We start from the raw sequence: 13,393 nt of genomic DNA on the forward strand, positions 1-13,393 counted from the left end.
CCTATAGTATTGTGGATAATTGCGAAAAACCATATTTATTAAATTGTGGTTGAGATAGAAAAAAATATTATATGAGAGTATACAAATATTCGTTATTTATATTAATTGGGGTCTTGGTTTTATATTCAAACTTAAGTTGTGAACGAGACGATATATGTGCAGAAGGTACTCCTACTACACCTTTTCTGGTTATAAAATTTATTGACTTTGACACAAGTACACAAGTAAAAGCCCCATTAGAGCTACAGGTAAAAGCAGTTGGTATAGAAACTCCATTTACTTTAGGTACAGTTACAGATTCTATTCTAATACCACTAAGAAATAACGTATCGATTACTGATTATGAATTTACTATAAATTCTGACATTACTAATAATAGTGATACTGACCCTCTTCCAAATAAAGATACTGTAAGTTTTCAATACACAACAGAAGAAGAATATGTAAGTAGTGCCTGTGGGTTTAAGATCAATTACAAAGGTCTAACGGTATCTCCTGTAGAAGCTGGGGATGATGGGAGTTGGATCAAAAATATAACAATACAAAGAGAGAACGTAACCGATGAAACCACTGCACACGTATTTATTTTTCATTAGCATCTTGATTACCAGCTATTTCTATGGACAAGAAGAACCAAAGGTTAGTGTAAAAGACACACTTCCTCCTTCAGAAAAGTATGGTTTTAGAGCAGGAGTTGACCTTGGTCGATTAATCCGAACGGCGGTTGATGACAACTATTCTGGATTCGAAATTGTTGGAGATTATAGATTTTATAAAAAATTCTATCTCGCCGCCGAAATAGGTAATGAATCCTTAATAAGAGATGAAGAAAACATTAACACAAAAGGTTCTGGAAGCTATGCAAGGGTAGGTATAGATTATAACATATATGATAATTGGTACGGAATGCAAAACAGTATCTATGTAGGGCTGCGATATGGATTTTCTACTTTTGATCAAACGCTGAATGATTATTCTATTTTTACAAGCACAGATTATTTTGGGCCAAATCAAATAACCGGAAGCATCAAATCTGATGGCCTAAATGCCAGCTGGATAGAATTAGTTCTTGGTATAAAAGTAGAACTTATAAGTAATCTATACCTGGGTGCTAATATATCTCTTAGAAATCTTGTTAGTGAAAAAAAACCTGATAGATTCGATAATCTATATATTCCTGGATTTGGTCGTACTAATGATTACAGTAGTATCGGTGTAGGCTATGGATATTCTATAAGTTATTTGATTCCGTTTTTTAAGAAAAGAAAATAATAGTAATAACCACTCCTCCTTTTCTCATTTTAGTTATTCATTCAGCTATATTTCTTAATAACCTCACTTCGTAATAAACTTGTAATTAATCATTTTGCTGGGTATTCTATCAATTATTATGGGGTATTGCTTATCTTGTTTGGATATTTTATCATCTCATAATCATTCACATGAAATCATTTAATACCCTTTGCATTCTATTTTTAGTACCTATAAGTATTGTTTTCTCCCAGGATCGAATTACCGGTAAAAATTTTGCCACACGATCTGAAGTAATTGCTACCCACGGAATGGCAGCCACCAGTCATCCACTGGCTACACAAACTGCTCTTGATATTTTAAAACAAGGAGGTAATGCAATTGATGCAGCAATTGCGGCCAATGCAATGCTTGGATTAATGGAACCAACAGGAAATGGTATAGGCGGTGACTTGTTTGCTATTGTATGGGATGCTAAAACCCAAAAATTATATGGATTAAATGCTAGTGGACGATCTCCCGAAAAATTAACTTTAGAATATTTTAAGAAAAACAACCATATAAAAATACCTTCTCATGGTGCTCTTCCTGTTTCTGTTCCCGGCTGTGTAGATGGGTGGTATCAACTACACGGTAAGTTTGGTAAATTAGATATGAAAAAGATTTTACAACCAACTATTAATTATGCTCGTGAAGGTTTTCCTGTGACCGAACTGGTTTCATATTATATGCAATTAAGTGCTAAATTTTTATCAAAATACCCTGGTTTTAAAACCACATATATGCCAAAGGGTTCTGCTCCAAAAAAAGGAGAAATTTTTAAAAACCCTTTTTTAGCGAATACATTAGAAAAAATTGCAAATGAAGGTAGAGATGCTTTCTATAAAGGAGATATTGCTAAAACTATTGCAAAGTATATGAAAGAAAACGGTGGATTTCTGAGCTATGATGATCTAAAAAATCATACTTCAGAATGGGTAGAGCCTGTATCTACAAACTATCGAGGATACGATGTATGGGAATTGCCTCCTAACGGACAAGGGATAGCTGCCTTGCAAATGTTAAACATTCTAGAAGAATATGATTTAAAATCTATGGGATTTGGTACAACAGAATATCTACATGTACTGACTGAAGCTAAAAAACTAGCTTATGAAGACCGGGCAAAATTTTATGCAGATCCAGATTTTAATACTATTCCTGTAAAGGAGCTTGTTTCTAAAGACTACGCCACAAAAAGACGAAAACTTATTGATGAAAATAAAGCTGCAAAAACATATGATGCCGGAAATCTCAATAATGGAGATACTATATACCTCACTGTGGCAGATGAAGAAGGAAATATGGTATCCTTAATACAAAGTAATTATAGAGGTATGGGGTCTGGAATGACACCAACCGAGCTTGGTTTTATTTTACAAGACAGAGGTGAGCTATTTTCGTTGAAAGAAGGACATTTTAATACCTATGAACCTAAAAAAAGACCTTTTCATACCATTATTCCTGCATTTGTTACTAAAGACGGAAAACCATTTATGAGTTTTGGGCTTATGGGTGGAGGTATGCAACCACAAGGCCACGTGCAGATTATTGTTAATATGATTGATTTTGGAATGAACCTGCAAGAAGCTGGCGATGCTCCCAGAATAAACCATATGGGATCGTCTCAACCCACAGGAGAAGAAATGACCAATGGAGGAACATTACATATCGAATCCGGAATTTCTTATCAAGCAATTAGAGGTCTGCTTTCAAAAGGTCATAATGTATCGTATGCTTTAGGCCCTTATGGAGGCTATCAGGCAATTATGATAAAAGATAGTGTCTACTATGGAGCTTCCGAATCTCGTAAAGATGGCCAGGCAGCTGGGTATTAATCTAACAACAAACTTCTAGTAATTATTCCTCAACAAATGGGGCACCTGCCTCTTGTAATGCTTTTGAAAATGAATCCATTTCATTTTTCAAAACAGTAAACTTAGAAGCAATAGTTTTTAATTGATCATCAATTATTTTCATTGTTTCTAAATGTGTACTGGTTGGTCCATAGGTAGATCGATCTACGCCTTTATAAATAGAAAACATTCTATTTTCAATGGTAGGTTTCGTCTTCTCGCCCACTCGCTGTTTAGAATTATTTCCAAAGAATTCCTTATTCAAATCTGCTATACTTCGTTCTAAAGTATTTAAGCGATTATCTAAATCTCCAGGAGCACTATTTGTTCTTTGCAAAGCTACTTTCATGGCTTTAATACGTTTTTCTGCTTTATTCACTTGCATATTTAGAGTAGAAACTCTACCAATTGTATTTTCATAACTTCTCCAGAATGATGTCACTTTTTCAAGTGCAGCTCCTTTTAATGTACCTTTATGCATACGCTTAACCGTAAAAGAAACAGGGTCTGAAAGCTGAGTTACTTTTCCATTTACAACTTTGGATAGCGTAGCTGTATACTTTCCTGGTGCAGCCATAAATCCTCTAGGAGCCCCAAATGAGTTTTCTTGTTTTTCTAAAGAAATTGCATTTGTAGCTGGATATCGTAAATCCCATGCTACTCTATGAAAACCTGGGGTAACAGGTCCTTCAATTCTACGAATAGTCTTTCCTGCACTATTTGTTATTGCCAATAGTATACGAGGTTTACTTTCTGTTCGTTCTGCTTCTACACTATCCCAACCAGGAAAAGCAATATCTTTTCCTTTATTCTTTTTCTCTATTTCCTGTCGGTTTTCTTTGCTGGTTTTTAATCCATCTTTTAAGTAGTATGTTAGTACAGCTCCAAAATCAGGATTAGGAGCTACATAATGTGATGCTCCCTGGCTTCCTTTTTTATCATCAAAACTTAAACTAGGTCTTGGAATATACCACCATGCATCTCGTGTTGGAAATAGCACAGCCTCTTCTTTCAATTTAGCTTCAGAAACACTTCTCAAAAGAGAAAAATCATCAAATATAAAAAAGCCTCTCCCAAAAGAAGCTCCTACTAAATCATTCTCTTTGCGCTGAATTACCAAATCTCGAAATGAAATTGTAGGTATACCTCCTTTTAATTTTACCCAATGATTACCACCATCTATTGTGAAATAAATTCCAAATTCTGTTGCTGCAAATAAAAGATTCGGTTGTATATGATCTTGTACAATTCTCCATACCAATGTTCTTCTCGGTAGATTTCCTTTAATAGATTTCCAGGTTCTTCCATTATCTATACTCTTTACCAAATAAGGATTAAAATCTCCATATTTATGATTATCAAGAGCAACATATACTGTATTTGTATCAAAAAGATCGGCTTTAATATCATTAACAAAAGCCGTTGCCGGAACTCCTGGGAGCGTACCAACATTAATTTTTCGCCAATTCGTTCCTCCATCTTCTGTCGCTTGAATAATTCCATCATCAGTTCCTGCATAAAGAACACCTTCTTGTTTTGGAGATTCTGCTATCGAAGTAATTGTATTATAATTAGACATGGCCAAAAAATCCCAAGGTGCATCCCATGATTGTTTTTTGCCCATAATAGACAATTCTATTCTTTCCTGATTTTTGGTTAAATCACCTGATATTGTCGTCCATTTATCTCCCCTATTATCAGATCTCCATATACGATGAGAAGCAAAATAGATACGGGCAGGATCATGGGCACTTACCAAAATTGGAGCATCCCAATTAAAACGTTCAAAATTCTCTTCTGCCGCAGGTTGTGGTTGGATATCTATCACTTCTCCTGTACCTAAATCTACACGAGTTAAATTTCCCTCTTGTCGCTCTGCATACATAATATTAGGATTCCCTGGTTCTGTAGCAGGTTGATGGCCATCCCAATTTAGCACAATCTTCCAGTCAGAGTTTTGAATCCCATGTAAGTTATCAGTTCTTGATGGTCCGCCTTGTGTACTATTATCCTGAGTTCCTCCATAAATATTGTAAAAAGGCTCAGAATCATCTACAGCCACTTTATAATATTGTGTTACAGGAAGATTCTCTATAAATCTCCAATTTTTAGTAAGATCAAAAGTTTCATATAGGCCTCCATCTGTTCCTACCAAAAGGTAATCAGGGTCTTCTTTCTTAAAAGCTATAGCATGATTGTCTCCATGTTTATGTTCTTCATTCATCCTTTTAAACGTCTTCCCTCCATCCTCAGAAATTTGCATCGTATTATCTACCAAATATAATCTTTCAAAATGATGAGGAGATGCATATAATTCTTGGTAATAGTGTGGTCCGGTAGCTCCGGCAACAGCATCAGATTGTTTTTCCCAGGTAGTGCCACGATCTGTAGAGCGATATACTCCTCCTGTTCTTCTGTCTAGTTCAATAGCCGCATATAAAATATCGGGCTGTTGTGGCGAAATGGCTAATCCAATTTTACCCATCCAGGACTTAGGAAGCCCGTTTTTGAGTTTTTCCCATGTTTCCCCACCATCTGTACTACGATGTAAGCCAGATCCTGAACCTCCTCCCATATAAGCTGCAACTGTACGATGCCTCTGCCATGTAGCTGCATAGAGCTGATCTGGATTTCTTGGATCTATTACCAAATCGGTAACACCAATCCAAGTATCATCTCCTAAGGTCTTTTTCCATGTTTTTCCTCCATCGCTAGATTTATATAACCCTCTATCTCCTCCTTTTTTCCATAGAGGACCTTGAACAGCTACCCAAAGTACGTTAGAGTTTTCTGGATGTATAATAATTTTAGAAATGTGTTCTGATGTTTTTAATCCCATATTGGTCCATGAGGCTCCTCCATCATTACTACGATAGATACCATCACCATATCCCATATGACGTCCTCCTACATTCTCTCCAGTGCCCACCCAAATAGTATTATGATTAACGGGATCTATAGTTACACAACCAATAGAGTACGATGTTTGATCATCAAATATTGGTTTCCAGGTAGTTCCAGAATTTACAGTTTTCCATACTCCTCCCGAACCAACAGCGACATACCAAATACTTTCATTTTTAGGATGAATAGCAACATCAGCGATCCTACCAGACATAAAAGCCGGGCCTATATTTCTTAGTTTTAATCCAGAGAATATCGAATCTAAGAGTACTGTTGATGCTTCTTGTTTCGATTTAGTTCGTTGCCCATAAATAGAAAAAGTAAATACAAGCAAAAATATTATGAAAAAGAATTGTGTGAATTTTGTTTTCATGAGAGTATAATTGATGGGTTAGCTTCAAAAAGAAGTAGAAAATTATTGTTATTTCAATAATAATCTCTTAACAAAAACATAAAAGTGTCTAAATAAGACTTTACAGGTTTATACTTTCCTTATTTCGGTCTTATAACATAAATATCAAAGCTTTAAATTAATCTTAGATAGCAATAATTCTATTACATTGAATGTGTTTGTTTAATCTTACAACTTTTATGATCTTTCGTAAATTTCCAATTATAATAATGTGCAATTATCAAAAAAAATGTCCCTAAAAAATGTAATGTTCTTTCCAGAAAATGGTTTTCTATTAAAAATCCAATGCAAAAAAGAACTAATGCTGTTAGACACAAAAAAACTGGTAATAGTTTACCATGGTATTTTTTATATCCATTATATATTGCAAACATTGCAATCATCAGACTGGCTCCTATTAAAAAAATCTCATAGAATTCATCGGTCAGAAAAGCAAGACCCATCAAAGGAAAGATAGCTATAACAATTGGTAAAAATATACAATGAAGCATACACAAAAATGATGCAGAAAACCCTATAAAATCCCAATTTACGTGTATTGTTTTATGTATCATACTAATATAAAATTGACCAATTGGCATAAACCGTATTCTTTTTTTAGAATACTAGTTTTTTAACTCTTCTCTATTGTTAACTCTTGTATTATGTACTGTTTTTTATCAGAACTAAAAATTGATGCAATAGCAACCAGATTTTTTTTGTAATTTTCAGTATCAAATTACATTAACGCAACAATGTTGCAATAATACAAAAAATATAGTTTTCAATTACATTTTGGGAATGAAAAAAACAAGAAATACACAGAAACAGGATTTTGTTATAGATATACTTGCCAATGCAAAGCATACCATGTCTGTAGAGTCTATTTTAAAAGCAATGCCTATAAAAGTTAATAAGACCACTGTATATAGAATCTTAGAGCGGTTTGCAGAAAAAGGGAAAGTACATTTTGTAACTGGTGAGGATGGCAAGGCTTATTATGCGCTTTGTAATGATTGTAATATCAAACATGAAATGCATAATCATATTCATTTTCAATGTAAATCTTGTAACAAAGTAACTTGTCTGCCTCATAAAATAGAGGTTCCAGAACTTAAAGATTTTGAAATACAAGAAACTCAATTCCTAATGATAGGAATTTGTGATGCGTGTATAAATTAGTGTTGTTAATTCTGATACTTTGCCTTTTTACTTCCTGCATACATTTCATACTTAACTAACCTGGCTTCTAATTTTCCATTAAACACTTTTATTTTACGGGATGGTCGAAGTCCAACATGTTTTAATGCTTCAAGATTTGCAGTAATAAACCAAGCATTTGTACCAGGATAATTTCGTTTCAGTGTATCCCCTATTTGAGAATAAAATTCTTCTATATTAACTTCTAACCGTTCGTCATAAGGAGGGTTAAATACGATATGAAGTGGTCCTTCAACTTCTTTTTCAGATTCAAAGAAGTCTCCTTCTTTTATTTTTATAAAATCAGTAAGATTAGCATTTTCTATATTAACATTTGCCTTTCTAACGGCAGAGTATTCTTTATCTATTCCTATTATTGAATGATGGAAATCTCTGGTTTTATTAAGACAGGCTTCTTCTATTTTTTCAAACAGGTCTAAATCCCAATCCAACCATTTTTCAAAAGCAAACTCTTTACGATTTATATTTGCCGGAATATTACAAGCAATCATAGCTGCTTCGATAGCCATAGTACCACTACCACACATGGGATCCAGAAAATCACTTTGTCCGTCCCAACCAGAAAGTAACAACAAGCCAGCTGCCAAGACTTCATTAATCGGAGCTATATTAGTTGCTGTGCGATATCCTCTATGATGCAATGAACCACCAGAACTGTCTAATGATACTGTACATAGATCACGTTGGATATGTATATCAATCGAAAGATCAGGATGTTCTGTATCTACATTTGGTCTCTCACCTGTTTCTTCCCTAAACTGATCTACAATTGCATCTTTTGTCTTTAATGCGATAAACTTAGAATGACTAAAAATGGTAGAATTAACTGTAGCAGAAATAGCAAAAGTGTCTTCTAAACCTAAATACTCTTGCCATCGTATACTTTGAATAAAATCATAGATATCTTTTTCGTTTTTTACCTTTTGGGAAGTAATTGGTTTTAAAATTTTCACTGCAGTTCTTAAACATAAATTTGCCTTATACATAAAACCTGTATCACCATAAAAACTAACCATACGGTTTCCAATTTCTACTTTTTGAGCACCTATTTTTCTAAGTTCATTTGCAAGAACTTCTTCAAAACCATAAAGGGTCTTGGCTACCATTTTAAACGAATTACTCACTATTCTTATTTTCGACACGAAGGTATTTAAATTTTTAAGTGTAAAGGTTTAAAACTTTAAACGACTTCTATAATTAAACCGTAAAAATACACTAATTTTGCGCCCTATGCTAAAAGATTCAACAATGTGGTATGCATCATGGTTTGACACACCATACTATCATATCTTATATAAAGATAGAAATCACACTGAGGCTAAAGACTTTATGGATAATATCACTAAGTATCTAAGCTTAGAAGCTGGTGAAAAAATTTTGGATTTAGCTTGTGGTAAAGGTCGACATAGTATCTATTTAAATACATTAGGTTATGATGTGACTGGTGTAGATCTCTCTAAAAATAGCATTGAATATGCTTCGCAATTTGAGAATGAAACATTAAAATTTAGGGTTCACGATATGTGTCAACCTTATTCTGAGAAATTCTCTGCTGTTTTTAATCTTTTTACCAGCTTTGGCTACTTTGACAAAGAAGAAGATAATCTAAATACGATTAAAGCGATTAAATCAGATTTAAATGAAAAAGGATTTGGCGTTATTGATTTTATGAATGTTGAATATATCATTAATAATCTGGTTGCTGAAGAAACAAAAGAAGTTAATAACATCTCATTTAATATTAAGAGATACTATCAAGATGGATATATCTTTAAAGAAATTAGATTTAAAGATAATAACGAGGATTTTTTATTTACCGAACGTGTTAGGAGCATTACACTAAATGATTTTGAAAATTATTTTGAAAATGCCAATATAAATTTGTTGGATATTTTTGGCAATTACCAACTTCAAAAATTTGATAAAACTACTTCGCCAAGACTCATATTAATTTTTAAATAGTGTACAACTATATATTATCCATAACCGCTGTATTCATAGGAGCTTTATTAGTTTTTATTTTTAAAACTTCTAATCAAAAGAGTTTAAAACTACTTTTAGCTTTTAGTGGTGCTTTTCTTCTTGCAATTACCATTTTTGATTTATTACCGGAGGTATTTGAGGATAACCTCTTTGCAAAACGTACTGGTGTTTGGATTATGATTGGTATTCTTCTTCAAAAAGTTCTAGAATATTTCTCTAAAGGAGCAGAACATGGGCACATACATCTTAATGAAGAGACTCATCGCATTCCAAAATTATTATTTATTAGTTTAGGTCTGCATGCTATACTCGAAGGATTTCCGATACATCATACAGATGGGATTCTGTTAGGTATAATTATACATAAAATTCCGATTGCAATGATTTTGACTACCTTTTTATTAAATACCAAAATCAAGAAAAGTGTTATTATCATATCATTGACTTTATTTGCGTTAATGACACCACTTGGAACTTTTATTGCTGAAAATTTCACTGCAGTTCAGAATTATTATAAAGAAATTACTGCATTGGTTATTGGTATATTTCTACATGTATCGACCACAATTCTTTTTGAGAGTAATGAAGGCCATAAATTTAATATTACCAAGCTTATGGTTATTCTTATAGCCACCATTACTGCATATCTTATATAATTAATGTTTAGCAAATCAGAATCAAAACAAATACGTCAGGAATTCTGGACCAGCTTTGGTAAAGAATACCCTCGTAAATGGCTTTTATATAATACTAAAATTAAAGATGTAACTCTCAAATTTACTTTTACTACAAAAAAAGCTCAAGTATCTATTGATATTGAACCTTATGATGAGATAATCAAAGCATATTATTATGACAAACTCATTAGTTTAAAAAACATTCTTACCACCGAATTTGTAGAAGATATTATCTATGAACAATTCTATGAACTTGATAACGGTAAAATTGTATCTCGTATATATGTAGAGGTAGATAATGTGAGTATTCATAATAGGAACACTTGGAAAGAAACTATGGTTTTTTTATCAAAAAACATGGATAAACTTGAAGGATTCTTCTTGGAATATAAAGAATATATTAGTGACTAAATTTGGTTACTTAAAGTATACGGTAATCAATTTATTACACACACAATCCCTCCTTATAACTACTATATCCTATTAAAAGATTAAAATCAGTTGATTCACTCATATATAAAACTAATCTCTTCTTAATTAAAAACTGATATACAGACTCATAGACTATAATTATAGCCTTTCTAAGGGGCTAATTAGATTGTTTTAATAAAAGTAAGTTTAGGACTACAATTGTATATCACAAAATAACAAATATTATTATTTAATCATGATTTTATGCATTTTAACCGATTATTTGTTAATTTTTTAATATATTTAAACACCCCTAATCTATGTTGAACAATGAAGACTGTCAAAATTAACAAGCATTACATATGTTTATTATGTATGAGTTTGCTTTATTCTATTGCATATACTCAACAATATGAAGAAATGTCTTTTTCGGAATTAGAAAATGTAATTATCCACACTGAAGATCATTTAAATTCAACAATAAGAAGAGCCAATGGCATCATGATTATTGAAACAATAATTGATATTTCTGAAAAATTTAACCCTAAACAAGAATATTATTTAAAAGGATACTCATATAATTTACTTGGAAAAATTCACTTTTCGACAAAAGATTATAAAGAAGCACTTAGAAACTATAAAATTGCCGAGTTATTCGTAAAAGAACTTGAAGGATTCCCAGAACTAGCCATAGATATAAATAACAACATTGCCCTGGTTTACATAAATGGGTTTAACAAACCTAAAAAAGCTCTTAGAAGAATAAAGCATATATATGAAAAATCTGATGATTTAAATGAAAACTCTCAACATATTTTAGCCTTAAACCTGGCGGATATTTATATAAAAACAAAGAATTACAAAAAAGCTTATCGTCTATTAGAAAAGTGCAAGAAGTACTTTATTAATCAGCAACAACAACCTTCAAAATTAGCCACTACATATACCAGTTATGGTGAATATTATTATCATAATAAAAGGTATAGTACTGCAATAAAGTATTATGAATTAGCTGCAACCATTGCAGAAAAAAATCAATTGTTTAGACAAGCAATGACCATTTATAAAAAATATGAAGATTTATTGGTTAAAATTGGAAAAGAGGATAAAGCATATTTAATTCTAAAAAAATATACTAAACATCATCAAACAGCACTGGAAATAGAAAAATTAGAAGCCGAACAATATAAAAAACAATTAATCGTAAGTGAGGAAAAAAATACTATAGAAACTCAAAAGGCACAGCAATCGAAAACCATATCCATTTTTACGGTCTCTCTACTTCTATTATGTTTGATACTCTTTTGCTTCTTTATTTATAACCATAGAAAAACAAAAATCCTCGGGAAATCTCTCGCTCTTCGAAATAAGCAACTTAAAATTTCAAAAGAAAAATCTGACCACCTAGCAGCAGTAAAAACAAAATTTATATCTACTGTTAGTCACGAACTCAGAACTCCGTTATATGGAGTTGTAGGGTTATCATCAATTCTAATGGAACGAATTAAGGATGAAGAAAATCATAAGTTTATAAAACTAATGAAGTTTTCTGCAGATCATTTACTAAATCTTATTAATGATGTACTTCAAGTTTCTAAAATGGAATCTTATGAGATACGTCTTGACAAATCTACTTATGATATTAAAAATCTAGCAGATGATATTAAAAATTCATTCGAATATCAAGCTGATAAAAATGGTAATACTTTGCACCTTAATTTTGATCCCAATATTCCTAATTTGCTTATTGGCGATTCTGTGAGATTATCTCAGATTTTTATTAACCTTATTAGTAATGCTAATAAATTCACCAAAAAAGGGAATATTTGGTTAAATTTTATAAATCCAATTATTACTGATAACATGGTCGAAATTACTTTTGAAATAAAAGATGACGGAAGAGGAATTCCTTTAGACAAACAAGAAATAATCTTTGATAAATTTTCTCAAGCCAATTCCAAAGATCATACTACAGGAACTGGTCTTGGATTACATATAGTTAAGAACTTAGTTGATCTACATGGAGGAGATATCAAAATAAAAAGTTTTCCAGAACAAGGTTCTACATTTTATTTCACTATCTCTTTTGAAATTGATACTGTAAGTGAGATAAACAATAAAACAAATAACACCAAAAACTGTATCTCATTATTAAACACTAAAGATTATAATATTCTAATTGTTGAGGATAATAAAATAAATCAAATAGTTACACAAAACATTCTTAAAACAAAGGGATACTATTCTGAAATTGCTGATGATGGACTTGTAGCCATCGAAATGGTGAAAGAAAAAAAGTATGACCTTATATTAATGGATCTAAATATGCCAAATATGGGTGGAATGGAATCTACTAAAATAATTAGAGAATTTAACTCTCATGTACCTATTATAGCATTGACGGCCTCAGATACGCAAGATACCATAAAAGCAATACTTAATTCAGATTCTGGTTTTAGTGATTTCATGAGAAAGCCTTACAAAAGTGAAGAGTTTTTTCGAAAAATTGAATTAAATATTTCTAGTACAGTTTCAAAAGCTTCATAAATGTCATAAAAAAAACCCTTCATAATATTATGAAGGGTTTTCAAGGAAGGCGGCGACCTACTCTCCCACGATTGTAGTACCATTGGCGCTAACGGGCTTAACTTCTCTGTTCG

General features: G+C 32.2%; 11 protein-coding genes. 8 read left to right on the plus strand and 3 right to left on the minus strand.

From position 1 onward, the window contains the following. The first annotated feature begins 71 nt into the window (after positions 1-71). The 3 genes from DG435_RS10815 to ggt all read left to right on the plus strand — a co-directional run bounded on the left by DG435_RS10815 (position 72) and on the right by ggt (position 3,128). Positions 72-596: a DUF6452 family protein gene (locus tag DG435_RS10815; protein ID WP_024772586.1), complete on the plus strand. Its 525-nt coding sequence runs from the start codon at positions 72-74 to the stop codon at positions 594-596. Further along, entirely contained in the window at positions 562-1,272 is a 711-nt protein-coding gene (locus tag DG435_RS10820) for a DUF6048 family protein (RefSeq protein WP_106794893.1), read from the plus strand. Before DG435_RS10815 ends, DG435_RS10820 begins: the two co-directional genes overlap by 35 nt. A gap of 170 nt (positions 1,273-1,442) precedes the next feature. Then, positions 1,443-3,128, plus strand: coding sequence for a gamma-glutamyltransferase (ggt, locus tag DG435_RS10825; RefSeq protein ID WP_106794894.1), 1,686 nt, complete (start codon positions 1,443-1,445; stop codon positions 3,126-3,128). 22 nt (positions 3,129-3,150) lie between these two features. Here the strand turns inward: ggt and DG435_RS10830 are convergent, their stop codons facing one another. Together DG435_RS10830 and DG435_RS26090 are read right to left on the minus strand one after the other, a co-directional pair. Next, the gene (locus tag DG435_RS10830; RefSeq protein ID WP_106794895.1) at positions 3,151-6,423 is read right to left on the minus strand and encodes a glycosyl hydrolase; all 3,273 of its coding nucleotides are present in this window, start codon (positions 6,421-6,423) and stop codon (positions 3,151-3,153) included. Between the two features lie 182 nt (positions 6,424-6,605). Continuing rightward, positions 6,606-7,043 carry a MerC domain-containing protein gene (locus DG435_RS26090; RefSeq protein ID WP_106794896.1) on the minus strand — a complete coding sequence of 146 codons (438 nt, stop codon included), beginning with the start codon at positions 7,041-7,043 and terminating at the stop codon, positions 6,606-6,608. Positions 7,044-7,242: 199 nt separating this feature from the next. Here DG435_RS26090 and DG435_RS10840 point away from each other — a divergent pair, with 199 nt between their 5' ends. Next, positions 7,243-7,623, plus strand: coding sequence for a Fur family transcriptional regulator (locus tag DG435_RS10840; RefSeq protein ID WP_106794897.1), 381 nt, complete (start codon positions 7,243-7,245; stop codon positions 7,621-7,623). 5 nt (positions 7,624-7,628) lie between these two features. Here the strand turns inward: DG435_RS10840 and DG435_RS10845 are convergent, their stop codons facing one another. Next, a complete protein-coding gene (locus DG435_RS10845) occupies positions 7,629-8,768 on the minus strand; it encodes a class I SAM-dependent RNA methyltransferase (protein ID WP_106794898.1) in 1,140 nt (379 codons plus the stop codon). Between the two features lie 124 nt (positions 8,769-8,892). Here DG435_RS10845 and DG435_RS10850 point away from each other — a divergent pair, with 124 nt between their 5' ends. The 4 genes from DG435_RS10850 (at position 8,893) to DG435_RS10865 (ending at position 13,280) form a co-directional block, all read left to right on the plus strand. After that, positions 8,893-9,624: a class I SAM-dependent methyltransferase gene (locus DG435_RS10850; RefSeq protein ID WP_106794899.1), complete on the plus strand. Its 732-nt coding sequence runs from the start codon at positions 8,893-8,895 to the stop codon at positions 9,622-9,624. Continuing rightward, positions 9,624-10,301: a ZIP family metal transporter gene (locus DG435_RS10855; RefSeq protein ID WP_106794900.1), complete on the plus strand. Its 678-nt coding sequence runs from the start codon at positions 9,624-9,626 to the stop codon at positions 10,299-10,301. Before DG435_RS10850 ends, DG435_RS10855 begins: the two co-directional genes overlap by 1 nt. A 3-nt stretch (positions 10,302-10,304) precedes the next feature. Next, on the plus strand, positions 10,305-10,733 hold the full coding sequence (locus tag DG435_RS10860) for a DUF4268 domain-containing protein (protein ID WP_106794901.1): 429 nt from the start codon (positions 10,305-10,307) through the stop codon (positions 10,731-10,733). Between the two features lie 375 nt (positions 10,734-11,108). Further along, on the plus strand, positions 11,109-13,280 hold the full coding sequence (locus tag DG435_RS10865) for an ATP-binding protein (RefSeq protein WP_159025783.1): 2,172 nt from the start codon (positions 11,109-11,111) through the stop codon (positions 13,278-13,280). The last annotated feature ends 113 nt before the right edge of the window (positions 13,281-13,393 follow it).

Source organism: Aquimarina sp. Aq78 (assembly GCF_900299525.1).
In the GTDB taxonomy this organism is placed as follows: Bacteria; Bacteroidota; Bacteroidia; order Flavobacteriales; family Flavobacteriaceae; genus Aquimarina.